This window comes from Nocardia canadensis, from assembly GCF_032656385.1.
Classification (GTDB): Bacteria; Actinomycetota; Actinomycetes; order Mycobacteriales; family Mycobacteriaceae; genus Nocardia; species Nocardia canadensis.
Window position 1 is genome coordinate 1,819,354 of sequence record NZ_JAVCWB010000010.1, and the last position, 23,715, is coordinate 1,843,068.

25 protein-coding genes are annotated in these 23,715 nt (G+C 70.2%); 5 read left to right on the plus strand and 20 right to left on the minus strand.

Features of this window, described 5'->3' with window-relative positions; translation table 11 throughout:
* Positions 1-30: 30 nt before the first annotated feature.
* Positions 31-1,209 carry a serine hydrolase domain-containing protein gene (locus Q7X29_RS31530; RefSeq protein ID WP_316576200.1) on the minus strand — a complete coding sequence of 393 codons (1,179 nt, stop codon included), beginning with the start codon at positions 1,207-1,209 and terminating at the stop codon, positions 31-33.
* A 222-nt stretch (positions 1,210-1,431) separates the two neighbouring features.
* Here Q7X29_RS31530 and Q7X29_RS31535 point away from each other — a divergent pair, with 222 nt between their 5' ends.
* Positions 1,432-1,716 carry a hypothetical protein gene (locus Q7X29_RS31535; RefSeq protein WP_218716627.1) on the plus strand — a complete coding sequence of 95 codons (285 nt, stop codon included), beginning with the start codon at positions 1,432-1,434 and terminating at the stop codon, positions 1,714-1,716.
* A 56-nt stretch (positions 1,717-1,772) separates the two neighbouring features.
* On the opposite strand, the gene Q7X29_RS31540 is transcribed toward Q7X29_RS31535, so the two are convergent.
* From Q7X29_RS31540 to Q7X29_RS31560, 5 genes are all read right to left on the minus strand, one after another.
* Positions 1,773-3,344: a bifunctional uroporphyrinogen-III C-methyltransferase/uroporphyrinogen-III synthase gene (locus tag Q7X29_RS31540; RefSeq protein ID WP_218716626.1), complete on the minus strand. Its 1,572-nt coding sequence runs from the start codon at positions 3,342-3,344 to the stop codon at positions 1,773-1,775.
* A complete protein-coding gene (gene hemC, locus Q7X29_RS31545; protein ID WP_218716625.1) occupies positions 3,341-4,411 on the minus strand; it encodes a hydroxymethylbilane synthase in 1,071 nt (356 codons plus the stop codon). Before hemC ends, Q7X29_RS31540 begins: the two co-directional genes overlap by 4 nt.
* A complete protein-coding gene (locus Q7X29_RS31550) occupies positions 4,408-5,883 on the minus strand; it encodes a glutamyl-tRNA reductase (RefSeq protein WP_218716624.1) in 1,476 nt (491 codons plus the stop codon). The genes hemC and Q7X29_RS31550 overlap by 4 nt, the downstream gene beginning before the upstream one ends.
* A 76-nt stretch (positions 5,884-5,959) precedes the next feature.
* Complete coding sequence (locus Q7X29_RS31555; protein ID WP_316576201.1) at positions 5,960-6,844, minus strand: redox-sensing transcriptional repressor Rex; 885 nt, start codon at positions 6,842-6,844, stop codon at positions 5,960-5,962.
* Positions 6,845-7,050: 206 nt separating this feature from the next.
* Positions 7,051-7,332, minus strand: coding sequence for a glutaredoxin family protein (locus tag Q7X29_RS31560; protein ID WP_218716622.1), 282 nt, complete (start codon positions 7,330-7,332; stop codon positions 7,051-7,053).
* Between the two features lie 184 nt (positions 7,333-7,516).
* Between Q7X29_RS31560 and Q7X29_RS31565 the strand changes: the two genes are divergently transcribed.
* Entirely contained in the window at positions 7,517-8,446 is a 930-nt protein-coding gene (locus Q7X29_RS31565) for an HAD family hydrolase (RefSeq protein WP_255587002.1), read from the plus strand.
* A gap of 15 nt (positions 8,447-8,461) precedes the next feature.
* Here the strand turns inward: Q7X29_RS31565 and Q7X29_RS31570 are convergent, their stop codons facing one another.
* The 9 genes from Q7X29_RS31570 to Q7X29_RS31610 all read right to left on the minus strand — a co-directional run bounded on the left by Q7X29_RS31570 (position 8,462) and on the right by Q7X29_RS31610 (position 16,912).
* Positions 8,462-9,478: a lysophospholipid acyltransferase family protein gene (locus tag Q7X29_RS31570; RefSeq protein WP_316576202.1), complete on the minus strand. Its 1,017-nt coding sequence runs from the start codon at positions 9,476-9,478 to the stop codon at positions 8,462-8,464.
* Positions 9,475-10,509, minus strand: coding sequence for an NAD-dependent epimerase/dehydratase family protein (locus Q7X29_RS31575; RefSeq protein ID WP_218716619.1), 1,035 nt, complete (start codon positions 10,507-10,509; stop codon positions 9,475-9,477). The genes Q7X29_RS31570 and Q7X29_RS31575 overlap by 4 nt, the downstream gene beginning before the upstream one ends.
* Before the next feature lie 237 nt (positions 10,510-10,746).
* Positions 10,747-10,848, minus strand: coding sequence for a 30S ribosomal protein bS22 (locus Q7X29_RS31580; protein ID WP_003402602.1), 102 nt, complete (start codon positions 10,846-10,848; stop codon positions 10,747-10,749).
* A gap of 184 nt (positions 10,849-11,032) precedes the next feature.
* The gene (locus Q7X29_RS31585) at positions 11,033-11,302 is read right to left on the minus strand and encodes a helix-turn-helix domain-containing protein (RefSeq protein WP_255586995.1); all 270 of its coding nucleotides are present in this window, start codon (positions 11,300-11,302) and stop codon (positions 11,033-11,035) included.
* A 162-nt stretch (positions 11,303-11,464) separates the two neighbouring features.
* Positions 11,465-12,283: a pyrroline-5-carboxylate reductase gene (gene proC / locus Q7X29_RS31590; RefSeq protein WP_316576203.1), complete on the minus strand. Its 819-nt coding sequence runs from the start codon at positions 12,281-12,283 to the stop codon at positions 11,465-11,467.
* A 28-nt stretch (positions 12,284-12,311) separates the two neighbouring features.
* On the minus strand, positions 12,312-13,178 hold the full coding sequence (locus tag Q7X29_RS31595; RefSeq protein WP_218716617.1) for a thioesterase family protein: 867 nt from the start codon (positions 13,176-13,178) through the stop codon (positions 12,312-12,314).
* A gap of 93 nt (positions 13,179-13,271) precedes the next feature.
* Positions 13,272-14,138: a sugar phosphate isomerase/epimerase family protein gene (locus Q7X29_RS31600; RefSeq protein WP_374104825.1), complete on the minus strand. Its 867-nt coding sequence runs from the start codon at positions 14,136-14,138 to the stop codon at positions 13,272-13,274.
* 15 nt (positions 14,139-14,153) lie between these two features.
* A complete protein-coding gene (locus tag Q7X29_RS31605) occupies positions 14,154-15,932 on the minus strand; it encodes a hypothetical protein (protein ID WP_316576204.1) in 1,779 nt (592 codons plus the stop codon).
* Positions 15,929-16,912 carry a Ppx/GppA phosphatase family protein gene (locus Q7X29_RS31610; RefSeq protein ID WP_218721983.1) on the minus strand — a complete coding sequence of 328 codons (984 nt, stop codon included), beginning with the start codon at positions 16,910-16,912 and terminating at the stop codon, positions 15,929-15,931. Before Q7X29_RS31610 ends, Q7X29_RS31605 begins: the two co-directional genes overlap by 4 nt.
* 65 nt (positions 16,913-16,977) lie before the next feature.
* Between Q7X29_RS31610 and Q7X29_RS31615 the strand changes: the two genes are divergently transcribed.
* Positions 16,978-17,856, plus strand: coding sequence for a hypothetical protein (locus Q7X29_RS31615; protein WP_308248698.1), 879 nt, complete (start codon positions 16,978-16,980; stop codon positions 17,854-17,856).
* A gap of 70 nt (positions 17,857-17,926) precedes the next feature.
* Entirely contained in the window at positions 17,927-18,256 is a 330-nt protein-coding gene (locus tag Q7X29_RS31620) for a hypothetical protein (protein ID WP_218721984.1), read from the plus strand.
* A gap of 60 nt (positions 18,257-18,316) precedes the next feature.
* Here Q7X29_RS31620 and Q7X29_RS31625 read toward each other — a convergent pair whose 3' ends face one another.
* The 3 genes from Q7X29_RS31625 to Q7X29_RS31635 all read right to left on the minus strand — a co-directional run bounded on the left by Q7X29_RS31625 (position 18,317) and on the right by Q7X29_RS31635 (position 20,757).
* A complete protein-coding gene (locus Q7X29_RS31625; RefSeq protein WP_019049472.1) occupies positions 18,317-19,006 on the minus strand; it encodes a response regulator transcription factor in 690 nt (229 codons plus the stop codon).
* Complete coding sequence (locus tag Q7X29_RS31630; RefSeq protein WP_218721985.1) at positions 19,003-20,241, minus strand: sensor histidine kinase; 1,239 nt, start codon at positions 20,239-20,241, stop codon at positions 19,003-19,005. Before Q7X29_RS31630 ends, Q7X29_RS31625 begins: the two co-directional genes overlap by 4 nt.
* Before the next feature lie 129 nt (positions 20,242-20,370).
* Positions 20,371-20,757, minus strand: a complete 387-nt coding sequence (locus Q7X29_RS31635; protein ID WP_218721986.1) for a winged helix-turn-helix transcriptional regulator — start codon at positions 20,755-20,757, stop codon at positions 20,371-20,373.
* Positions 20,758-20,867: 110 nt separating this feature from the next.
* On the opposite strand from Q7X29_RS31635, the gene Q7X29_RS31640 reads away from it, so the two are divergent.
* Positions 20,868-21,608 (plus strand): NADPH-dependent F420 reductase, encoded by a 741-nt coding sequence (locus Q7X29_RS31640; protein ID WP_316576205.1) that lies wholly within the window; start codon positions 20,868-20,870, stop codon positions 21,606-21,608.
* 59 nt (positions 21,609-21,667) lie between these two features.
* On the opposite strand, the gene Q7X29_RS31645 is transcribed toward Q7X29_RS31640, so the two are convergent.
* Both Q7X29_RS31645 and Q7X29_RS31650 read right to left on the minus strand, forming a co-directional pair.
* On the minus strand, positions 21,668-22,372 hold the full coding sequence (locus Q7X29_RS31645; protein ID WP_218721988.1) for an ESX secretion-associated protein EspG: 705 nt from the start codon (positions 22,370-22,372) through the stop codon (positions 21,668-21,670).
* A complete protein-coding gene (locus Q7X29_RS31650) occupies positions 22,369-23,715 on the minus strand; it encodes a hypothetical protein (RefSeq protein WP_316576206.1) in 1,347 nt (448 codons plus the stop codon). Before Q7X29_RS31650 ends, Q7X29_RS31645 begins: the two co-directional genes overlap by 4 nt.

Consider the following 23,715-nt stretch of genomic DNA (forward strand, 5'->3'; position numbering starts at 1 on the left):
ACGCCTGGGCGAGCAGGCCCGCGACGGCGCCTACGCGGCGTCGCCTGCGCGGGCCACCTCGCCCAAGATCGACTCGAACGTGGCAAACACCGGGAGCGGTCCGGCCGAGTTCCACGTCTGGTTGGTGAGCAGGATTCCGGTCACCGCGCCGTCGGTGGACCAGGTGGAGCCGAGGCCGCCGGACCATCCGTAGGAGCCCGCGCGCGGGCCGTCGGGCAGGTCGCTGAGCTGCACACCGACGCCGTAGCCCCAGCCCGCGCTGCCGTCCGGGTTCGGACCGCCGCGCGCGAGCTGCGCGGCGGTCAAGTGGTCGCGCGTCATCGTCGCCACCGCCGCCTCGGACAGGATCCGGGTGCCGTCGAGGACGCCGCCGTCGCGCAACATGCGGGCGAACCGGTGATAGTCGGCGAGGGTGGAGACGAGTCCGTCGCCACCCCCCTCGAACACGGGCGGCGTGCTCCACTGACCGTCGACCGGATCGAAGACCACGCGCGCGCCGTCGCGGTCGGCGTAGTGCGGGCCGAAGCGGTCGAGCTTGTCGGCGGGGACGGAGAAGCCCGTGTCCACCATGCCGAGCGGACGCAGGACCCGCTCGGCCAGGAAATCCGAGAACGGCCTGCCGGCGGCCCTGCCGACCAGGAAACCGAGGATCGGCGCGCCGACGTGATAGAGCCAGCGCTCCCCCTGCTGATATTGCAGCGGCAGCGTGCCGAGCCGGGCGAGCCAGGTGTCCGGTCCCGGCAACCGCGCGGGCGTCGGCGGACCCCAGCCGAGGCCGAGCTCACTCCAGGCCGCGTCGAACGGCTTGGGCGAGAAGTCGGCGAAGTCCATGCCCCAGCCGAGCCGGAAGGTGAGCAGGTCGTCGACGGTGATCGGGCGCCGGGCCGCGACGGTGTCGGTGATCTCGGCGGCGGGATGCGCCAGCACGCGGCGGTCGGCGAGTTCGGGCAGCAGTCGATCGACGGGCTCGGCCGGGTCGAGCAGGCCGTCGTCGATCAGGATCGAGGCCGCGACCGCGGTGAGCGGTTTGGTCATCGAGGAGATGCGGAAGATCGTGTCGGCGCGCACCGGCGCCGCGCGCGACTCGTCGACGTGCCCCGCCGTCCCGGTCGACACCGCGTCACCGACCGCGACCAGCCAGGCGAGGCCGAGCAGTTCACCCTGCTCGACATGCACGCCGAGACGTTCGCCGATCCCGTCCACCGTCATCGCGTCTCCTCCCGTGACATCGGAGCCCACTAGACCACACGGGTCCGACAGCCGCCCGGCGGCAGGCCGCCACGAACGTGTGGATAACATCGAATCGCACTGGAGCTCAATGGCTTCCGCGAGAGATCGACGAAACTTGTCGGACCCTCTCGCTACAATCGAAAGCGTGTTCGAGGGTTCCCGACGATCGGGGGCGGGACCCATTCGCGACGGGAGGACGCCATGAACGCCATTGCCGCAGCACCGAAGTCCACGTTCATCACCGCGCCGTACGTACCGCTGGAGAAGAAGCGCCTGCCCGCGGGCAGGCCGCGCCGCTGGTACGTGGCGCACAACCGCAGGCTCAAGGCCATGCGGCTGACGATCGCGCTGCTGGATTCCGGTGTGTACCTGCCGAATCAGGCGACCAACGACACGATCCGGCGCACCGCCGAGCAGATCGAGCTGCGCCCGCCGTCGGATGCCACCTGCCGGCTGGTGCGCACCCTGCTGCGCTACAGCCGATGATTCCGATACGCCGAAGGCCCGCCACGGTGGGCGGGCCTTCGGGCGGTCTCGGCAGGCTAGCGGCTGCTGCTGCGGCGGCTCTTCTTCCGCGGCGGCGGCAGCAAGCCCTCCGCGCGCAGGCGCGAGGCGTGCTCGGCCAGCGCCTCCACCAGCGGACCCACCTGCGCGGTCTCGGGCTGCACGTCCACCCGCAGGCCGAACTCGATCGCGGTCTCGGCCGTCTTCGGGCCGATGCAGGCGACGATGGTGCGCGCGTGCGGCTTGCCCGCGATGCCGACCAGGTTGCGGACCGTGGAGGACGAGGTGAACAGGACCGCGTCGAAGCCGCCGGTCTTGATCATCTCGCGGGTCTCCGCCGGCGGCGGCGAGGCGCGCACGGTGCGGTAGGCGGTGACGTCGTCGATCTCCCAGCCGCGCTCCCGCAGGCCCTCGGCGAGGGTCTCGGTGGCGATGTCGGCGCGGGGCAGCAGCACCCGGTTGACCGGGTCGAACACGTCGTCGTAGGGCGGGAAGTCGGCGAGCAGGCCCTCGGAGGACTGCTCACCGCTGGGCACCAGCTCGGGGTTGATGCCGAAGGAGCGCACCTTCTCCGCGGTGGCCTCGCCGACGCAGGCGATCTTCACACCGGAGAACGCCCGCGCGTCCAGGCCGAACTCGGCGAACTTCTCCCACACCGCGCGCACCGCGTTGGTGGAGGTGAACACCACCCACTGGTAGCGGCCGTCGACCAGGCCCTTCACCGCGCGCTCCATCTGCGCGGGGCTGCGCGGCGGCTCGACCGCGATGGTCGGCACCTCCATCGGGATGGCGCCGTGGGTCACCAGCCGCTCGCTCATCTCGCCGGCCTGGTCCTTGGTGCGCGGCACCAGCACGGTCCAGCCGTAGAGGGCACGCGACTCCCACCACGACATCTTCGAACGCTTGTCGACTTCCTTGCCGACCGTCACGACCAGTGGTCCGACCAGCTCGGAGGCGGCGTTGTTCAGCGTGGCCAGCGTGGCCTCGATGGTGCGCTGCTGCCGGGTGGTGCCGCGCACGGTCACCGCGACCGGGGTCTGCGGGGCCAGCCCGTGCTCGACCAGCGCGCTCGCGGTCTCGGCCAGGTGGCCGGAGGTGGCGCTGAGCACCAGCGGACCGGGCGCGGCGGCCAGCGCCGCCCAGTCGACCTCGCCGCGCACATCGGCCTCGGTGTGCCCGGAACCGAGGGCGATGCCGGCGTAGCTGGGCACCGCGGAGCCGTTGGGCAGACCCGGCAGCACCTCGAACACCATGTGCGAGCGGGTGACGGCGTTGACCTCGTTGATCACCGAATCGGTGGTCAACGGATCACCGGCGACGACGCGCACCACATCGTGGCCGTTGCGGGCCTCGGCGATCAGCGTCTTGGCCACCTCGGCGGGCTCGCCGAGCGCGGGCCGCACGTCGACCGGACGCTCGCCGTCCTCGGCCGCCTCCACGCCGAGGCCGATCAGGGCGAGCACGCCCTTGTCGACGTCGGGGTCGGTGAACGCCAGTGTCGCCCGCTCGAGCACCTCACGGGCGCGCACGGTCAGCAGGGCCGGGTCGCCGGGGCCGGATCCGACGAAAAGGATCCGCCCTGGTTGCTTCTTGGTGCCTCGGCTGCTCATCGGTTGTTCTCCATCGGGCTGGAATTGGTGAAGTCTGGGGCGGGAGTGTTCACCGCCTGTGTGGGGGAACCGACCTCCGGTTCCGGCTCGTCCGCGACGCTCAGCAGTGCGCGAGCGCCCAGATCCAGCAGTTCGCGCGCGAGCGTGCGGCCGAGCTCCTCGGCGTCGGCGGGCGCCCCGACGATCGAGGCTCGCAGCACATCGGAGCCGTCGATCGCGGCGGCACAAGCCCGCAACGACAGCTCCTCGAAGATGCGGCCGTCCTCGTCGATCGACTCGACGACCTCGGCGATCGCGCCGATCGGTGCGGTACAGCCCGCCTCGAGCTCACCGAGCAACGAACGCTCGGCCAGGACGGCAGCCCTGGTCGACGCGTCGTCGAGGCCGGTGAGGATCTCGATGAGTTCCTGGTCGTCGCTGCGGCACTCGACCGCGAGGGCACCCTGCGACGGCGCGGGCAGCATCTGCACCGGCTCGAGCGACTCGGTGATCGCGTCGGTCCGCTCGATCCGGGACAGGCCGGCGCGGGCGATGACGATCGCGTCGAGCTCGCCCTCGCTCACCTTGCGCAGCCGGGAGTCGATGTTGCCGCGCAGGGGGACGATGTCGAGACCGAGGCCGAGCGCGCGCAGCTGGGCGGCGCGGCGCGGCGCGGAGGTGCCGACTTTGGCGCCCGCGGGCAGCTCGCCGAGAACCAGGCCGTCGCGGGCCACCAGCGCGTCACGCGGGTCCTCGCGGGGCGGGATGGCGGCGATGGTGAAGCGCGGGTCCTGCGCGGTGGGCAGATCCTTATAGGAGTGCACCGCGATGTCGATGCCGCCGGCGGCGAGCTCGTCGCGTAGCGCCGAAGTGAACACGCCGACGCCGATCTTCTGCACCGGATCCGACGACAGGTCGCCGGGGGTCTTGATGACGACCAGCTCGGCGGGCTGACCCGCGGCGATCAGCGCATCGCGGATGGTGCCCGCCTGTGTCAGGGCGAGCAGGCTGCCGCGCGTGCCGATCCGCCACGGCGCACGAATGCTGCCTGCGGTCACGGTGTCCTCTTCCTGCACTGTCGTGGTCATGATGCGGTGTCCTCCTGCGCATGCCCGAGAGGCCCTGCGTGGTTACGCGGGCTGCCTCCTCCGGGCCTCGACTCGGTCATGCGGGACTGCCCGTCGCCGAGGTGTCCTGCGGTGAAGTCATCGGCCAGCGCGGACTCCGCCGCGGCGACCTCCATGGGAGCGGCAACCGCTTGCACCGCACCGGGTTTCAGCTCGAACAGCTCACGCAGCGCCTCGGCGTAGCTGTCGCCGCCCGGCGTGGAAGCCAGCTGCTTGACGCGCACCGTCGGCGCGTGCAACAGCTTGTCGACGACACGGCGCACGGTGCGCGCCACCTCGTCGCGGGCCGGATCGGCCAGGTCGGGCAGCCGCGAATCCAGCCGCAGCAGTTCGGCTTCCACCACTTCGGCGGCCCGCTGCCGCAGCGCGGCCACCGTGGGGGTGACCTCCGCCATGCGTTGCCCGGCAAGGTATTTGGCGAGTTCGTCGGCGACGATCTGACGCGCGGCGGCGGTGTCGTCGGCCGCGGCGCCCGCGGCCGGATCGCGCTGCAGCGATTCGATGTCGATGACGGCGACGCCGGGCAGCCCGGCCACGGCGTGCTCCACGTCGCGCGGCAGGCCGAGGTCGCAGAAGACCAGCGGCCGCTCGGCGGCTTCGGTGGTGGCCCGGCCCGCGAGCGCGCGGTGGGTGTCGGCCAGGGTGACGACCGCACCGACCGCGCCGGTACAGGTGATGACGACATCGGCGCCTGCCATCGCCTCGGTCAGCCGCGACATCTCCATGGCCTCGGCGTCGACCCCGTGCATGCTGCGTCCGGTCTCGGCGAGGCGCTGGGCACGGTCGAGCGTACGGTTGACGACCACGATCCGGCCGATCCCGGCCCGCGACAGATGCGCGACAGCCAGCCCGCCCATGGCACCGGCGCCGACCACCACCGCGGTACGGCCCGCGAGATCGCCGACGACGCCGCGCGCCCGGTCCAGCGCCACCGACACCACCGACGCGCCCGCCCGGTCGATCCCGGTCTCCGAGTGCACCCGCTTGCCGACCCGCAGCCCGTGCTGGGCCAGCTCGTGCAGGGTGCGCCCGACCGCCTGCTGCCCGTCGGCACTGGCGTAGGCGCTGCGGATCTGGCTGAGCACCTGCTGCTCACCGACGACCATCGAATCCAGGCCGCTGGCGACCGCGAACAGGTGCTCGGCGGCGGCTTCGCTGTAGCGCACGTAGGCGTGCCTGGTGAGGTCGCCGAGCGGCAGCCCGGAATGCTTGGTGAGCAGTTCGCTGACCTCGCCGAGCCCGCCGTGGAAGGCGTCGACCACGGCGTAGATCTCGACGCGGTTGCAAGTGGAGACGATCATCGCCTCGGACACGTGGCTGGAGGCGAGCAGCCGGTCGACCAGCTTCGGGCGGTCGGCCTCGCTGATCGCGACCTTCTCGAGCACCGAGACCGGCGCACTCCGGTGAGAAATTCCGACGAGCAGGACACTCATGACAGCACCTCGCTCGCGCTCGGCGCCGTCCTGCGCGTCCGCGCACTGGCCTGCTGATTCGCTCGCTGGCGCTCGCTCATGGCGTGATCACCGATCCCTTGGTGCTTGGCTCCGTTGCCGAATGCGGGGTGGCTGTGTGTGGAGTGGCTGAGCGCGGCGCGGTGCGGCGCGTAGGCCTGCCGCGCACCGGTTCGACCGGCGCGGGGTGCGTGAGGGCGGGATGGTTCTGCGCGGGAACCCGGCGCGCGATCCGGCCGGATCCGGCCTGCGCCACCTCGGGCAGGGCGGGCGCGTCGTTGCGAGCGGCGTCGAAGGAGAGCATCTGCAGCTCCATCGCCAGGTCGACGCGGCGGACCTCCACGTGGGCGGGTGCGCGCAGTTCACACGGGGCGAAGCTCAGGATGGACGGGAGCCCGGCGGCGACGAGCCGGTCACACACGTCCTGCGCGGCCTCGTCCGGCACGGCGAGCACCGCGATGGTCGGCGCGAGCGCCGGGATCTGCTCGGTCAACCGGTCGACATCGCGCACGACCAAACCGGCGTACGACTGGCCGATCACCGCGGAGTCGTTGTCGAAGATCCCGACCACGGTGAAGCCACGTACCCCGAAACCGCCGTAGCCGACCAGGGCGCGGCCCAGATTGCCCGCACCGATCAGCACCACCCGATGTCCTTGCGACAGACCGAGCACATCTTCGATCCTGGTGCGCAACTTGGCTACGTCATAGCCGACACCCCGCACACCGTTGGGTCCGAGGAAGGAAAGATCCTTGCGCAGCTTGGCCGAATTGACACCCGCCGCGACAGCCAGTTCCTCACTCGATACGATGGCTACACCCTCGTCGGCCAACCCGGCGAGAACCCGGAGATAGGTAGCAAGACGAGTCACCGTGGCCTGGGGGATATCCCTCTGAAGAGCCTTGCCGGAGACGCCACCGGGCGTCTCATGCTGCTCTGTCACGTCGTCGGCTCCTCGTGCCGGGCCTGATCACGGTCCGGTTCCTGTCGTTCGTTCACCGGTGTGGGTCACTGCGTCGCGAGAGCGCGACCGGTGCCATGGGGGGCTGTGCAAACCCGGTCACCGCCGCTGCTGAGCGCGGCGGTGCGGATTGCGTGCCACCACCGTAACCGCTTGTGCAGGCGTTCACAAAGTCGGTGAAATTGGCCTCATTTTCCGCCGCGACCAGCGAAACGGCTCAGGTCGGCCCGCAAACGCGGCTCGTCGACGTCGAAATAGCTGTGTTCACGGCCGTCCAACAGGACCACGGGCAGCCGATCGCCGTATTCTGCGCGGAGTCCGGGGTCACTGGCCGCCGCCTCGTCGACGTCGACGGTGTGCACCGGGAGACCGAAATCACCACAGATGGTCTCCAATTGCGCCAGTGCCGTGGTGCACAGGTAGCAGCCGGCGCGCGTCAACAGGGTCACGGTGGGTGTGGGATTAGTCATGAGCCCTATTTAATCCCCGAGCCCGCCGCGGCTTGTCGGTGAATCCGGTTACTGTGGACATGGTTCGCGCGACTAGCGGAGGGTACTGGTGCCGGAACGTTCGAAGGTGGCTAGGGCCGGATTCGTCGCAGGGCGATTCGGGGAGTTCCCTGCGCGGTGGCAGCCCAGCCGCCTCGGCCAGGAACTGCAGGAACAGTTCGCACGGCTGCCTCGCAGCCCGTTCGGGCCGAGCGAGGAGGAGCTGCGCGCCAATCTGGCCGGCGAGGCCAGTGCCGACGCCGCGCTCACCCTGCACGAGTCCGAACTCGCCGAACAGGGCGAGCCGACGGGCCCCGAAGTACCCCGCGATCTGACGGCGGCGGCGTTCTTCGACGTCGACAACACCCTGGTCCAGGGTGCCTCGATCGTGCACTTCGCCCGCGGGCTGGCCGCCCGCAAGTACTTCAAGACCTCCGACCTGGTCGACGTCGCCTGGAAGCAGGTGAAGTTCCGGGTCACCGGCAAGGAGAACTCCTCCGACATGGCCTCGGGCCGGGAGAAGGCGCTCAGCTTCATCGCGGGCCGTCCGACCGCGGAACTGGCCGCGCTCGGCGAGGAGATCTACGACGAGATCATCGCCGACAAGATCTGGCCCGGTACCCGCGCGCTCGCCCAGATGCACCTGGACGCGGGCCAGCAGGTGTGGCTGGTCACCGCGACGCCCGTGGAGCTGGCCAATGTCATCGCCAAGCGGCTCGGGCTCACCGGCGCGCTGGGCACGGTGGCCGAGAGCGTCGACGGCAAGTTCACCGGCCGCCTCGTCGGCGACATCCTGCACGGCCTCGGCAAGGCGCACGCGGTGCGCACGCTGGCCATCCGCGAGGGCCTCAACCTCAAGCGCTGCACGGCCTACTCCGACAGCCACAACGACGTGCCGATGCTCTCGCTCGTCGGCACCGCGGTGGCGATCAATCCCGATTCCGACCTGCGTGAGGTCGCCAAGAACCGGGGCTGGGAGATCCGCGACTTCCGCACCGGCCGCAAGGCCGCCAAGATCGGCGTGCCCACCGCGCTCGCGCTGGGCGCGGCGGGCGGTGCGGTCGCGGCGGCGGTCGCCCGCCACCGCGAGCACTGAGCCACCGCGGCGCCGCTACCCCAGAACGGGGTTGCGGCGCTTGGCCAGCAGTTTGTAGAGGGTCTGCTGGATGGTCTCGCGAACCTGGTCGGTGACCTCGAACATCGTCATCGGGTCCTCGGCCTCTTCCGGCTCGTAGGCCGTGGTGGCGATCGGCTCGCCGAATTCGATGTACCACTTCGAGGGCAGCGGGATCGCGCCCAGCGGGCCCAGGTGCGGGAACAGCGGGGTCACCGGGAAGTACGGCAGGCCGAGCAGACGAGCCAGGGGCTTGATGTCGGCCAGCTTCGGGTAGATCTCCTCCGAGCCGACGATCGAGCACGGGATGATCGGCACGCCGGTGCGCACAGCGGCCGAGACGAACCCGCCGCGCCCGAAGCGCTGCAGCTTGTAGCGGTCGGCGTAGTTCTTGCCGACGCCCTTGAAGCCCTCGGGGAACACGCCCGCGATCTGGCCGGAGCGCAGCAGGCGCTCGGCGTCGGGGTGGCAGGCCAGGGTATGGCCCGCCTTGCGGGCCAGCGCGCCGAGCAGGGGCAGCTCGAAGATCAGGTCGGCGGCCAGCAGCCGCAGCGCCCGGTGGCTCGGATGCTTGTCGTGGATGGCCAGCTGCAGCATCAGCCCGTCGAGTGGAACGGTGCCCGCGTGGTTGGCGACGATCAGCGCCCCGCCGGTGGCCGGGATGTTCTCGATGCCGGCGACCTCGACCCGGAACCAGTAGTCCGACAGCGGCCGCAGCGCGGGCAGGATGACCGACTCGAGCAGGTGCTCGTCGTAGCCGAACTCGTCGACCGAGTAGTCGCCGGTGAGCCTGCGCCGGGCGAACTCCGCGGCGTTCTCGATCTGGCCCGCGACGGTGTCGCGGACGATGTCGGACAGGGTCTTGGGCGGCCGGGTCGGCATGCCCGGCCTGCGTTCACTCAGCGAGGTGACCGGAGTGGCCTGCGTCGGCTGGTCCGGCCAGCGACGCGCCTGCGGTCGTTGTCGGGTCTCGACATTCACGTCGAGACGAATGACTTTCGCTCCCTCGTTCATGTGTGCGCTCCCGAATCGGCCCCGATGAGGCCGAGCAGTTTGGTTTCCGCGGCGTCGATCCAAGCCGGATCGAAGACGGGCCGCAACGCTGCGCCCGCGATGAAGTCGTCGAATGCCTGGACGGTGGTCCAGCGTGGGGTGAAACCGAGTTCGGTCCGCATGCGGGTGGTATCCAGCCCGCAACCGAAGTAGAAGTAGTCGGGTTGTTCACCGCTGAATCCGCGCATGACCGGGCCCATCAGCGTGCGCCCGACAGTGCGGAAAACGAAGAACGGCACCGGCGCGACAATACGGCCTGCCCTGCGGATCGCCTGGGACATGGCCAGCGCGCCGTCGCCCGCGATATTCACCGTACCGCCGTGTGCCCGAAATGCCGCGTGCACCAGGACGGCGACAGCGTCTTCTTCGTGCAGTAATTGCAGTCTGGCTTCGCGCCCGAGCACGGTCGGGGTGATCGGCGAACGCAGATATTGCACGCCGCGATCGGCCAGCCGGGGACCCACGATCGGCGCGAAACGCAGAATCGAGGCGGAAATATCGGGCCTGCGTCGCGCCATTCCGCGCACCAGTGCCTCGATATCGATCATGTCGCGCGCAAACCAACCGGCCGGTGGGGTACGCGCGCCCATTTCCTCGGTGAATTTCGCCGGATCCTTGGCGCTGCAGCCGTACACCGCCGAGGACGACCGGACGACAACGCGCCGCACCGACGGCGCCTTCTGACACACGGCGAGCAACTGCATCGTGCCGAGCACGTTGAGATCCTTCATCACCGCGCGACCGCCACCGGCGGGCGGACGGGTGAGCACGGCCGCGTGCACGACGGTGTCGACGTCGTTGCCCTCGACGACCTTGCGGATCAGCGGATTCCTGATGTCGGCGCGCACGAACTCGGCGCTGCCCATCCGACGGCGGAGCTCCCGGCTGGGGGTCATCGTGTCGACCGCGATCACGCGTTCGACACCCGGTTCCGCGGCGAGCCTGGACGCGACGTTGCCACCGAAGAAGCGGCTGGCTCCGGTCACCAGCACTACCTTCGGTACGTGTCGTTCCCGTGTATCGGAACTCGGACCTGGCCCCACTCAAAGCCCCCTGCTTCTCATGTATTCCCGCGTACCAGAGTAGCCGCATTCGTGCCACCCACCGACACGATCAACAAGCTTTTAACGAGGTCGACTCGTCAGCGCATGACGAGATTCACAAACCTGATCTTTTCAAAACGAGAGCCCGCCACCGCGATGGTGACGGGCTCTCGTAGGCACGCAGGCTTACTTGCCGAGTTTGCGCCGCTGCACACGCGTGCGGCGAAGCAGCTTGCGGTGCTTCTTCTTCGACATACGCTTGCGGCGCTTCTTGATCACAGAACCCATAGGGTTTCCTCGCGTTTCTCTACTCGGCATACACACGCGGTGTCGCGTGCGTCGTCTGGTGTCCGCGCCGCCGGGGCGCACCGGACACCACGAAGCGGTGCCACCGGCAGGCGGACACGAACCGAGGGTTCATGCTACCGGGACACCCGAGCAGCGACGAAACCGCCCTTGTGGCCGACCTAGGTCAGCCGGCGTCGAAGTACGACGTCTCCAGGTAGTCGTGCACCGCCTTCGCGTGCACCCGGAACGAGCGGCCGACCCGCACCGCGGGCAGTTCACCCGAGTGGACGAGTCGATACACCGTCATCTTCGACACCCGCATGAGATCGGCGACTTCGGCGACGGTGAGAAACTGTGTGCCACCGCCGATCACCGGTTGTCCCTGCGTGGAGCCGACCCGCGGAGTCGGGGAACCCGATCCGCCGCCCGACGCCGGTGAATTGCTTGCAGACATTCTGTTCGCAGACATCATGGCACCATTGACCTCCGGCACGTCCGCGCCGCCGGCTTCCCCACCGGCGGAACAGACACGCACGTGCTTCTACGAGCTTAGCGGGACCAGTGGGATTACTGCGACGGGTGTGAGAAATCGGTTTTCATCCCGGGTACCCGATCGTCATTCGTTCGACGCGCCCTGTTCCGCCGAGCGTTGCTTGGAGGCGTGCAGCGCCTCGATGAACGTCGACCGCACCGCACCACGTTCGAGCACCCGCAGCGCCGCCGCCGTCGTGCCGGCGGGTGAGGTGACCGCGGCCCGTAGATCGACCGCGTTCTGCCCGGTCTCGTCCAGCAGCGCCGCCGAGCCGATCATGGTCTGCACGACCAGCTGGCTGGCCACATCGCGCGTCAGCCCCAGGCTCACGCCGGCGTCGATCATCGCCTCGACGACGAGGAAGAAATACGCCGGCCCGGAACCCGACACCGCGGTGACCGCGTCCATCTGCGATTCGGCCACCGTCACCACCTTACCCACGGCCTCGAGCATCTCGCCGACGAGCTCGAGCTGCTCGGGGTCGGTGTAGCGGCCCGGCGCGAGCACGCTCATCCCCTGCCCGACCAGCATCGGCGTGTTCGACATGACGCGGACGACCGGGAAGCCCGCGGGCAGCTTGGACTCGAGCCGCGCGGTGGTGACACCGGCGGCCAGCGAGACCAGCACCTGCTCGCTGCCCGAGTCGAGGTCGGCCTTGGACAGGTCGGTGAGCACCGAGTCGACATCGCCGGGCTTGACCGCGACGACGACGATGTCGGCCCCGACGATCGCCTCGACGACCGAGCCGCTCACCCGCACCTTGAAGCGCTCGGCGAGCTGCGCGGCCCGCGCGGCGACCGGCTCGACGACGACCAGATCCTTGGTCGCCCGGCCGGACTCCAGCAATCCGGCGACCAGCGCCTCACCGATCCGACCGCCACCGACCACCGCAATTCTCGTCATGCAGTCAAGGTTAGTGGTGCGCCACCCCTCAGCGCGCCGCCGGGATCAAGGCCAGCTGGCGACTCTGCGCGACGACGGCGCCGGTGGAGTCGATCACCAGCTGGTCCTCGTCGAACATGCGCTCACCGACCTCACGGGCGGTCGCGATGACCCGCAGCCAGCCGGGGGCGGGGACGCGGCGCAGGTAGGTGGTCATCTGGACGGTCGGCGACCAGCCGAAATGCCCGAGGTTGATCGGCACCGGCGGGCTCATGTCGGCGGCCATCATGGCGAAGGCGGCGCGCACGCGCGGGTCGGTCTCGTCGCCGTCGAGCGGGCGGATCCACAGCCGGGCGCGGGGCGCGCCGGTCTCGCCGCGGGCGAAGTCGGCCCATGTCGCGTCCAGGTAGACCCGGGCCACCTCGCCGACGTGCACGATCTTGCCCATCGGCGAATCGGGGGTGTACTCGAGCGCGGTGGCGTCGGGCTCGGCGGGCATGTCGGTGCCGGTGTCGCTCCAGCGGGTGCCGTCGACGTCGAGGTGGCCGAAGGTGAAGGCGGTACGCACGAGGGTGCGGCCGTTCTGGATCAGCTCGGCGTCGACCAGGCAGATCTGGCGGCCCTTCTTACGCAGGTGGACCGCGTACTCGACCTCGCCGGGCTCGGGAGCGCCGAGGAAGTCGGAGCTGGCCGCGATCGGCGCCATCCGCGCGAGCGAGGCGTCGGACTCGGTGAGCCGACGGGTGGCCGCGGCCGCGCTGGCGGCGACCATGGTGCCGCCGTGCACCTTGGGACCGATGGTCCAGGCGGGCGCGATGATGCCGACGTAGCGCCCGGTCTCGGCATCGGTGGTGGGGAGCTCGGTCAGGTCGACGACCTGACTGAACGGCGCGTCGGTCGCGAGTTCTCGCGTCATCGTCACTCCTGGTCGCGGTTCACTGTAGTTCGTACAGCGTACAAGCATGCTATGCAAGGCACCATACTGCGGCGGTGTGACCGAGTCGATGGCTCAGGTGAGGTCGGCGTGGGTGGCACCGGTGAGGTGCCTGCGCGCGAAGTCGAGCGTGCGGCCGAGCAGGGCCGAGCGTTCGGCGGTGGTCCGCGCGGTCTGGGTGTTGATCTCGGCGACCGCGTGCCCGGTGAAGCCGGTGTGCACCAGGTGCTCGCACAGCTGCGCGCACGGCTGGGTGCCGTCGCCGGGGACCAGGTGTTCGTCGTGGGCGGCGCCGCGGCCGTCGGCCAGATGCAGGTGCACCAGGCCCTCGCCCATCCGCCGGGCCAGCTCGAGCGCGTCGGCGCCCGCGGTCGCGGTGTGCGAGAGATCGAGGGTGTAGTGCTCGAAGCCGATGTCGGTCGGATCGAAGGACGGACTGAACGCGCTCACCGCGGGACCGGGCCCGGAGCGGCGTTCGAGCCTGCGCACCGCGCCCTCGCGGAACAGGGTGTCGGCCCGCATCGGGAACATGTTCTCCACCGCGACCTTGACCGGGTAGCTCGCCTCCAGCTCACCGACCTGGTCGGCGAAACCCTTGGCGTAACGGCGCTGCCAGCGAAACGGCGGATGCACCACCACGGTGTCGGCGTCGAGCGCCTGCGCGGTGCGCACGCTGCGCTCCAGTTTGGCCACCGGGTCGGCGCCCCAGACCCGTTGGGAGATCAGCAGACACGGCGCGTGCACCGCGAGCACCGGCACCCCGTAGCGCTTGACGTAGGACTGCACGGTCGCGATGTCCTGGCTGGCCGGTTCGGCCCACACCATCAATTCCACACCGTCGTAACCCAATTCGGCCGCATAGCGGAACGCCGCCTGGGTGTTCTCCGGATACACCGACGCCGTCGAGAGCCCGATTCCGATATCCGCCCGCGCGTTCCCCACAGCCCACTCCCTGCTTCAGCTGGTACTGAGGAGAAAGGCTAGCGGTCCGAGCGTCACGAAGACGCCTACGACGACGGCGATCACAGTGCTGTAGATGTCGTCGGTGCGGCGCAGTATCCGCACGAGGGCCACCAGTCCGAGGATGACCACCATGGCCAGGGCGAGCGCGACCCACGGCAGCGTCTCCCACATCGTCTCGAAACCCTTGAACAGCAACATTCCGGCGACCGCCGCGCCGGCGCTCTGGCCCGCCAGGATCAGCCACTGCCTGCGGTGGTCGTCCGCGGCGGCGCCGCGGGCCAGCCGGGAGACGCGACCGGCCGAGACCCGGCTCGCCGCGCGCGACTTGGCCCGGCTCGCCACCTTGGACGCGGCGGCCCTGGTCGCGGCCCGCCTGCTCGCCCTGGTCGGTTTCGGGTCGGGTTCGTAGCCGTCGTCGTAGTCGTCATCGTCGTAGGCGGCGTCGTACTCGCCGTCGGCGTAGTCCGCCTCGGAGTAGTCGTTGTCGACGTAGTCGCGGTCGACATAGTCGGACTCGGCGTAGTCGTCGGTGTCCGGCTCGGCGGCGCGATTGCCGCCGACGCGGTAGACCTCGGTACGGGCGTCGGCGTCTTCGGCGCGCTGGCGCAGCAGGTCACCGGCGACCGACTGACCCGAGACCAGCGGCTGCTCCTGGCTGACCGGCGACCAGGCGGCCGTCGGGAACCCACCGGTCTCGGGCGCGGGCGGCGCCGGGTCGGGCCGGTGCCTGCGCGCCGACCAGGACGGCAACCCACCGGACTTGCCCGTCTCCGGCCCGCCGCGCCTGCGGTCCAGCGTGGGACGCTGATCGACCTCGGGCGCGGGCCAGCCGGTCCCCCTGGCCTGCGCGGCGTCCGCGGCGGGCGCGACGTTGTAGGCCTGGGTGGCGTCCACGTCGGCACGCGGGCCGAACTCGGGGAACGCGTTGAACCCGGGCGTGGCACCGGTACCGGGAAAGCCGCCGAATGCGGGGGCGGGGTCTTGGCGGCCGTTGAAGCCACGGGCAGGCTCGGGGCCGGGCGTGGGCGGTTCGAACGCGGGCTGGGCGTACCCGGGCGCCTCCGGCGACCACGCCGCGGGCGCGGCGGCGGCTTCCTCGGCGGCCTCGGCGGCCCGTCTGCGGGCGGCCCGGCCGCCGGTGGCGGGCGGTGCCTGCGGCGGTTCGGGCTCGGGCGCGTCGTCCGGGTCGGCCCGGCGACGACGGCCGCCGCCGACCGCGGGCAGGGCGCCGGAGCCGAACAGCTCGGCGATACCGGGATCGACCGGCTGGGCCGAGTTCGGCGCGCCCAGCCGGCCGGGACCGCGTCCGGCACCGCGCGACCCGCTCTCACGCGCCTCGGCGCGGAACGGGCCGAAGGGGTCGGCCGCCGGGCGCGGACCGGCCACGCCGAGCGGATCGTTCGGATCGGGAGCGGAGAACCCCGAGTGGGGATCGAAGCGGGTGATCGGCCCCGACATCGGCGAGAACGCCGGCTCGGCCGGGCCCGGCGGCGGATACGGCGCGGGCTGATAACTCGCGGGAGGTTCGTAGACGGGAGCAGGGGCGGGCTCGGGCTGATAGACCGGGGCGGGCGGCTCGGGGTCCGGAGCGGGCGCGGCGTGCGAGGTCGGCCGGACGGCCGCGTTCTCCCCGGTCAGATCATTGACCGAGAGTCCGCGACCACTACGCCGTCGCCTGCCACCGCCACCGCCGGCCGGCGGCGAGGCGCCCTGCGCGGCATTGCGCGCGAGTAGTTCGGCGACCGATAGCTGTTTCGAATCGTCACCGCTCATGCCGACTCCGCTCTCGCCACGGGGGCGACCGGCGGGGCGACGGCCGGACCCCCGTTCGGCTCGGTATCCAGCTTGCGCAGGATCAGGCCTTCACGCAGCGCCCATGGGCAGATCTCGATGCTGTCGAGCGACAACGCCCGCATACTCGCCTCCGCGACCAGTGCGCCGGCCACCAACTGCTGGGACCGGTCCGAACTCACGCCTTCCAGCTCCGCGCGGTCGGCCGCGGTCATCCGGGAGATGAACGCGATCAGCTGGCGCAAACCGGAGCTGGTCAGTGTACGGCGCACCCGCGGACCGGCGGCCGAGGGTGCCGCTCCGGTCAGCCTGGCCAGCGAGCGGAACGTCTTCGAGGTGCCGACGGCCAGGTCGGGCTTGCCCGCCTCGATGATGGTCTTGGTGGGGACGACGAGTTCGGCGTCGAGCCAATCGCGCAGGACCGCGATCTTGCGCTTGCCCGGCGGATCGTCGCGCAACCACTCCCTGGTCAGCCTGCCCGCGCCGAGCTGCAGCGACAGCGCGACATCGGGCTCCTCGTCGCCGCCGTTGGACATCTCCAGCGAGCCGCCGCCGATATCGAGGTTGATGATGCGGCCCGCGCTCCAGCCGAACCAGCGGCGCACCGCGAGGAAGGTCAGCCTGGCTTCGTCGTCGCCGGAGAGCACCTGCAGGTCGACCCCGGTCATGGCGCGCACCCGGGCCAGCACCTCGTCGGAGTTGGTGGCCTCACGCAGGGCCGACGTGGCGAACGGCATCAGCTCGACGCACTTGGAATTACGCGCCAGATCGGCGAACTCGTCGATGGTCGCGATCAGCCGCGCCTCGCCCGCCTCGGTGATGCGCCCGTCGCCGTCCATGTTCTCCGAGAGCCGTAACGCCGACTTCGACGAGCTCATCGGCATCGGGTGACCACCACGATGCGCGTCCACCACGAGCAGGTGAACGGTATTGCTTCCGACATCGAGAACACCAAGCCGCACAGGAATACGGTACTTGGTGATCCGGTACTACAGGTCAGGCGACTGAACTGTTAGCGTCACAAGTTGTGACCGAAGGCGCATCTGGCACCGCGGAGACCCGGCTCCGACCTGGGCGAAAGATCGACCCGAGCCCCGAGGTCGAGCTCGACTTCCCCCGTGAGTGGATCGAGTTCACCGACCCAGCAAACGACGAGCACCAGATCGTCGCCGACCTGACCTGGTTGCTGTCGCGCTGGTCGTGCGTGTTCGGCACCCCCGCCTGTCAGGGCATCATCGCCGACCGCCCCGACGACGGGTGCTGCTCGCACGGCGCTTTCCTCGCCGACAAGGACGACCGCAAGCGCCTGGCCGGTGCTGTGAAGATGCTCACACCCGAGGACTGGCAGCTGATGGGCGAGGCCACCGAGAACGGCAAGGTGGTCAAGAAGGGTTACCTCGAACTCGACGAGCTCGAGGACGAACCGGCCCTGCGGACCCGCCGCTTCGACGGCGCCTGCATCTTCCTCAACCGGCCCGGTTTCGCCGCGGGTCCCGGCTGCGCGCTGCACATCATGGCCGTGCGCAAGGGCATCGAACCGCTCGAGGTGAAGCCCGACGTCTGCTGGCAGCTGCCGATCCGCCGCACCCAGGATTGGGTGGAACGCCCTGACGGAGAACAGATCCTGCGCACGGTGGTCACCGAGTACGACCGCCGCGGCTGGGGTCCCGGCGGGCTCGACCTGGATTGGTACTGCACCGGCTCACCCGACGCGCACGTCGGCGCCAAGCCGGTCTGGCAGTCCTACGGTCCCGAGCTGCGCGAACTGCTCGGCGCTCCCGCGTACGAGGAATTGGCGAAACTGTGCCGCCGTCGCGAGGGCCTCGGCCTGATCGCGGTGCATCCGGCGACGGTGGAGGCGGAGCGGATCCACCCCGAGGCTCACATTTCGAATCAGTCCGCGTGAAAACCTCGTAACCTGCTGGTTCACCCCGTGGTCATGCGCAAGTCACTCCGGTCGGGTTGGATCGTTATCCATGTCGAAGAAAGCGCTCTCCCTGGCGACCCTCGTGATCGGCGCCACCCTCTCCATGACCGGCCTGGCCAACGCCGAACCGAACGGTGACCCGGCCAAGTACGCGGACTTCACCTCGAGCTTCGTGAACTACAACTCTCCCGAGGCGCTGACCGCGGCGCAGGACGGCAAGTACATCATCGTCAGCCCGCAGGGCACCTCGACCACGATCGCCTGCCGTGGCACCGGCACCGACGTGGCGATCTACGACTGCATGCAGGAAGACCCGTGGGGCTGGGTCCCGCTGCGCAAGATCGACACCCCGCTCGGCGCCGCCTGGAGCACGATCTAATTCCCTCCGAACACGAGAGCCCCGTCGGTCCGACCGACGGGGCTCTGTTCGTTCGCGGGATCAGGCTTCGAGCTTGTACCCCAGGCCACGCACGGTGACCAGGTGCTCGGGCTTGGCCGGATCGGCCTCGATCTTCGAGCGCAGGCGCTTGACGTGCACATCCAGGGTCTTGGTGTCACCGACGTAGTCGGCGCCCCAGACGCGGTCGATGAGCTGCCCACGGGTGAGCACGCGGCCGGAGTTGCGCAGCAAATATTCGAGCAGGTCGAACTCCTTGAGCGGCAGGGTGACCTGCCCGCCGTTGACGTGGACCGTGTGCCGGTCCACGTCCATCCGCACCGGACCGGCCTCGAGCACGCCGTTCTCGCTGCCGGAGTCCAGCTCGTCGCCCGCGCCGCGGCGCAGCACGGCGCGGATGCGGGCGATCAGCTCGCGCGCCGAGTACGGCTTGGTGACGTAGTCGTCGGCGCCCAGTTCCAGGCCCACGACCTTGTCGATCTCGCTGTCGCGGGCGGTCACCATGATCACCGGCACGCCGCTGCGGGTGCGCAGCTGCTTGCAGACATCGGTGCCGCTCATGCCGGGCAGCATCAGGTCCAGCAGCACGATGTCGGCGCCGGAGCGGTCGAACTCGGCCAGCGCGGACGGACCGTCGCCGACGACGGTGACGTCGAAGCCCTCCTTGCGCAGCAGGAACGCCAGCGGATCGGCCAGCGACTCCTCGTCCTCGACGATCAACACACTCGTCATCTGCGTGCCTCCACACCGTTCGTTCGTCCAGCGGGGGTGCGCTGGATGATGGGTTCTCTCGTGGCGAGCTCCGGCGTCTGCTCCGCGTCCTCGTCCCCATCGGTTTCCAGATGGGCGGGGATGCGCAGCGTGAACGTCGAGCCGGTGCCCAGTTTGCTCCACAGGGTGATCTCACCGTTGTGGTTGGCCGCCACGTGTTTGACGATGGCCAGGCCGAGCCCGGTGCCGCCGGTGGACCGCGAGCGCGCCTTGTCCGAGCGGAAGAACCGCTCGAACACCCGCTCCTGGTCTTCCTTGGCGATACCGATGCCACGGTCGGTGACGGCCATCGCGACGTGATCGCCGCGCAGCGACCGGCTCACCGACACATGCGAACCCTGCGGCGAGTACGCGATGGCGTTCTCCACCAGGTTCGACAGCGCGGTGACCAGCAGCGTCTCGTCGCCGAGCACTTCCAGCCCGCTGGGCCGGTCGGTGCTGACGGTGATGCCGGCGGCCTCGGCGGCGGTGCGCGACCGGTCCACGGCCTGCTGCACCACGGTGTCGACGTCGACGACGGCCAGATCGGGCAGCTTCTCGGCGCCCTGCAGCCGCGAGAGCGCGATCAGCTCGGTCACCATCTTGCCCAGGCGCCGCGATTCGGCCAGCACGCGCGAGCCGAAGTGGCGCACCGCGTCGGGATCGTCGGCGGATTCCAGCATGGCCTCGGCGAGCAGGCTCATCGCGCCGACGGGGGTCTTGAGCTCGTGGCTGACGTTGGCGACGAAATCGCGCCTGGTCGCCTCCATGCGCGCCTGCTCGGAGTCGTCGTCGGCGAAGAGCACGACGAAGCTGGTCTCCTCGCGCGAGAGCTTGCGGGCGATGCCGCGCACGGCGATCCGGCCACGGCCGGGCAGCGGGTTCTTGGCGGTGAGGTCGTATTCGGCGGACTCGCCGGTGGCCAGCACCTTCTCCACCGCGGCCCACGCGCGTTCGTCGAGCAACCGGTTGCGGACCAGGCCGAGTTCCTCCGCGCGCGGGTTCACCAGCACCACGTCGCGGTACTCGTCGACGACGGCGATGCCGCTCTCGGACGCCAGCACGATCAGGTCGAGCACCTGCGACATGGTCAGCCCGGTGTCTTCCTGGGTGCGGGCGGCCTGTCTGGCGTTGACGTACGGGATCAGCAGGCCTCCGACTGCCAGTCCGACGACAGCCGCGAGGACTGCCAACAGCACGGCCTGCGGAACACTCACACTTTGATCGTACGAGTGCCGACCGACGTATCGGTGGCGGGTCGTCGAAGTTTCGCGCAGGTCACAGGCCCTTGGCGTGGCGTTCTCGTGCCGTTCACCCGGCAGGCACCTGGAGTGTCGGCGGGCGTGTCAGTCCGCCGGTTCGCCGTACATCGCGAGGGTCACCGCGGCCCCGTGCCGGTCGACCCATGCGCCGAGCGCATAAATCGGCTGGAGCAGATCGCGGCCGGCTTCGGTGAGTTCGTACTCCACCCGCGGCGGCGCTTCGGCGTAGCGCTGCCTGCGTACGAGCGTCATCTGTTCCATCCGCCGCAACGTCTGGGTGAGCATCTTCTGGCTGATCCCACCGACGGCGGTACGGAGGTCACTGTGACGAAGCGGACCATCCCGCAGCATGTACACGATCACGGGTAGCCAGGAATTCCCGAACAGATCCACGCCCATCCTGGCGGGGCAGTCGGACTCGTAGTCGCCATACGGCGCGTACTGCGCCGGTTCGGCCGGTACCGCGGTCATGCGAGTCAGCCTGCCACCGCCGAAAGGCACCCGGGAGTGCCCATCGGAATTCCTACCGTCGGTGCTGTCGATGCCACCGGGCTCGGCAACCACGGATCTCGGGAGTTCTCATGCGAATCGGAATCATCGGCGCGGGTGCGATGGCGGCCGCGCTCGGCGGCGGCTGGGCGGCGGCGGGTCACGAGGTGTGGATCGGCGCGCGGTCGGCCGACGCCGGACGCGAGCTCGCCGCCCGGATCAGCTCGACTCCGCGCGATCCGCGCCCGTCGGCGACCGGATCCACCGAGGCAGATGTCATCGCCTCGGCGGCCGAGCCCGCGGTACGCGCCGGGGACATCGGCTCGGCGATCGCGGCCGCCGACGTCGTGCTGCTGGCGGTACCGGTGGACGCCCTGACCCTCTTGCTCGGCGAACACCGCGACGCCTTGGCGGGAAAGGTCCTCATCGACTGCACCAACGCCTTCCTGCCCGACGCGGCCGCACCCGAGGGCGTGACCGCGTTCGTACTGAGCGAGGACGCGGTGGCCGAACGCATCGCGGCGAGCGTTCCGAAAGCCCACGTGGTCAAAGCCTTCAACCTGCTCGCCGCCGAGGTCTGGGCCGGCGCGGATCGCGTCTTCGACGGCGAGCGGCTGGCTGTCCCGCTCTGCGGTGACAACGCCGAGGCCGTACGCGCCGTAGCGTCTCTCGCCGAAGACCTTGCCCTGCAACCGTTCCCCGCGGGCGGACTGCATCGCGCGAAATACCTGGAAGCCACCTCGGTCTTCACCGTCGGCTTGTGGTTCGCCGGTGCGAACGCACGGGCCATGCTGCCCCCGCTGTCGGCGGCGTTCGCGGTGGCCGACTCCTAAGTGGTCTTCCTCCGCCACCTGCCGCGGGCCCGGCGGTCCCCGGTGCACGGTCGCCGGTCTCAGTCACCTCGCGCGGGAGCGGTCGCGATGGCCTCGATCGCGTCGATCAGGCGTTGCTTGCCCGCGGGTTCGATGTGCAGATCCTGGTAGCGCCGGTAGCTGAGGTAGCGGCCGTCGTCGGCGACGTCGAGCCAGGTCAGGTAGCGGGCCGGGATCGCGCGCGCGGCGTGCAACCCCACCCTGGCCTCGATGTGGCCGGACGCGGCGCGTTCGGCAGCCGTGAGCCGGTGCATCCGCTCGGCGACGGAATCCGGTGCGCGCTGCCAGGATTCGAAGTGCGCGGCCAGCCGGTCGACGTCCTCGACGAGATGCCCGGCCTGCCCGGCGGGCAGTTCGCCGAGGAAGGAGGCGAACGCGCGCGACACCATCCCGGCACTGCCGGAGAACACCTCGACACTGTTGTCGTGGTACTGCCGGATCACGACCCCGCGCTCCCCCGACCGCGCGCCATAGGCACGCAACCGGGGCCCGGCCTGGTCGAAGGCCGCCATCGCGGTGTCCGGCCGCGCCGCGTGCCGCAGCACCGCGGTCAGGTCGGGATCGGCGCCGGTGGGCCAGCGCTGCGCGGCGGCCCGGGCGAGCTCCTCGTATTCGCTCTGGGTCAGGGCGTCCGAATACACGGTCAGCGGGAAGGGGTACCGGTCGTCGCCGGTCTCCCCTTGCCAGACCACGGCGAATTCGTCGGCGGTGAAGGTCCAGCTCACGATGCCCCCGCGCCGCCCTGATCCTGGTCAGCGACCCGGGTCGCCGGTGCGTCCGCGCCGATGGCGCCGGGCACCGCGGGCACGTCGTCGCCGAACAGCTCGGGCTGCACCCGGCGCAGGTAGTCGGGAGCGCTGTGTTCCTGCTCGTCGTCCTTACCGCCGCCGCGCGCGCCCGGCGCGCCCATCATGCCCGGACTCATGCCGCGCCCGGCCGAGGCCGCACCCGCCGCGCCGGAAAGCCCAGCGGCCGCGAGGTTTTGACCGACGCCCGCCGGCGCCCGCCCGGCGACGGACCCGCCCGGCGTCAGCGTGGCGCCACCCGGGCTCGAACCGCCCGGCGACCCGGACCCCGGCGAACCACCGCCACCCGGGCTGGTACCCGGGGTGGTCGTGGCCGGGGTCGTCGACGCGGGAGTGGTGCTCGCCGGGTTGGTCGAGCTGCTGTCGTCGCCCTGCGAGTCGTCGGAACCGCCGCTGTCGTCGGTATCCGTGCCCGCCGTCGTCGTGTCGTCGTCGGTCGTCGTTCCGGGTTGCGTGGTTTCCTCGGTGGTCCCCGGGTTTTCGCCGGTCGTCGTCCCGTCGTCGGTGGTGGTTCCGCCACCACCGGTGGTGCCGCCGTTGTTCGATCCGCCGCCACCGGTGCCGGGGTCGTCGGTGCCGCCGCCGGTACCCGGCTGGGTGGGTGCGACGAAGGTCGGCACGTTCTCCCCGGCGGGGCCGTAGGTCGGCATGTAGGTCATCTTCATCGCCGCGATCGCCTGCTGACGCCGGTCGTCCTTCTCCCGCTCGGTCGCTGCCGCCGACCCGGGAACCGAGAGTTCCGCCAGAGTCGCAGGCACCGAGGTCCCGACGTTGCTCCCCTCGGTCGCGTTGACCGGCGCCGGCACAGCCACTTTCACCGCCTCCGCGCCATACGCCGCCGCCTTCACCCGATGCCCGACCGCCGACAGCACGGTGTAGACATCCGTCGCCTCGGTGATGAACTTCCGCCCAGCAGCCTCGCCAGCGGACGCGAACTCGCCATGCAAGCTCGACGAGGCCCGCGCGGTCTGAATCATCAGCCCGGTCACGGCCCCGGAGATCTCCGTGAACATCGCGACCCACTGATCACCGAACTGCTGCATCACCCCGGGTTGCATCTGCTGCACCGCGTTGTAGATGTCCTCGTGCGACATACCATCGAACGGCTCGAATTCGGGAATGTACTTCGGATCGACACCCCCGTGACTGAGCGATTCCTGTTGCTGCTCGGCACCGGACTGCTGCTGTCGCCCGCTGACCTGCTGATCCAGCCCAGGCAGAATCGCGCTCAGCGGATTCTGCGCCCCTCCCCCGTCAGCCAT

Excerpts from the sequence above, each read along its gene's own strand:
- Q7X29_RS31560 (WP_218716622.1), bottom strand. The coding sequence starts at position 7,332 with ATGACTAATCCCACACCCACCGTGACCCTGTTGACGCGCGCCGGCTGC.
- Q7X29_RS31540 (WP_218716626.1), bottom strand. The coding sequence starts at position 3,344 with ATGAGCAGCCGAGGCACCAAGAAGCAACCAGGGCGGATCCTTTTCGTC.
- Q7X29_RS31640 (WP_316576205.1), top strand. The coding sequence starts at position 20,868 with ATGCGAATCGGAATCATCGGCGCGGGTGCGATGGCGGCCGCGCTCGGC.
- Q7X29_RS31535 (WP_218716627.1), top strand. The coding sequence starts at position 1,432 with ATGAACGCCATTGCCGCAGCACCGAAGTCCACGTTCATCACCGCGCCG.
- Q7X29_RS31570 (WP_316576202.1), bottom strand. The coding sequence starts at position 9,478 with ATGAACGAGGGAGCGAAAGTCATTCGTCTCGACGTGAATGTCGAGACC.
- Q7X29_RS31530 (WP_316576200.1), bottom strand. The coding sequence starts at position 1,209 with ATGACGGTGGACGGGATCGGCGAACGTCTCGGCGTGCATGTCGAGCAG.
- Q7X29_RS31625 (WP_019049472.1), bottom strand. The coding sequence starts at position 19,006 with ATGACGAGTGTGTTGATCGTCGAGGACGAGGAGTCGCTGGCCGATCCG.
- hemC (WP_218716625.1), bottom strand. The coding sequence starts at position 4,411 with ATGACCACGACAGTGCAGGAAGAGGACACCGTGACCGCAGGCAGCATT.
- Q7X29_RS31550 (WP_218716624.1), bottom strand. The coding sequence starts at position 5,883 with ATGAGTGTCCTGCTCGTCGGAATTTCTCACCGGAGTGCGCCGGTCTCG.
- Q7X29_RS31620 (WP_218721984.1), top strand. The coding sequence starts at position 17,927 with ATGTCGAAGAAAGCGCTCTCCCTGGCGACCCTCGTGATCGGCGCCACC.
- Q7X29_RS31650 (WP_316576206.1), bottom strand. The coding sequence starts at position 23,715 with ATGGCTGACGGGGGAGGGGCGCAGAATCCGCTGAGCGCGATTCTGCCT.
- Q7X29_RS31580 (WP_003402602.1), bottom strand. The coding sequence starts at position 10,848 with ATGGGTTCTGTGATCAAGAAGCGCCGCAAGCGTATGTCGAAGAAGAAG.
- Q7X29_RS31605 (WP_316576204.1), bottom strand. The coding sequence starts at position 15,932 with ATGAGCGGTGACGATTCGAAACAGCTATCGGTCGCCGAACTACTCGCG.
- Q7X29_RS31585 (WP_255586995.1), bottom strand. The coding sequence starts at position 11,302 with ATGTCTGCAAGCAATTCACCGGCGTCGGGCGGCGGATCGGGTTCCCCG.
- Q7X29_RS31635 (WP_218721986.1), bottom strand. The coding sequence starts at position 20,757 with ATGACCGCGGTACCGGCCGAACCGGCGCAGTACGCGCCGTATGGCGAC.
- Q7X29_RS31595 (WP_218716617.1), bottom strand. The coding sequence starts at position 13,178 with ATGACGCGAGAACTCGCGACCGACGCGCCGTTCAGTCAGGTCGTCGAC.
- proC (WP_316576203.1), bottom strand. The coding sequence starts at position 12,283 with ATGACGAGAATTGCGGTGGTCGGTGGCGGTCGGATCGGTGAGGCGCTG.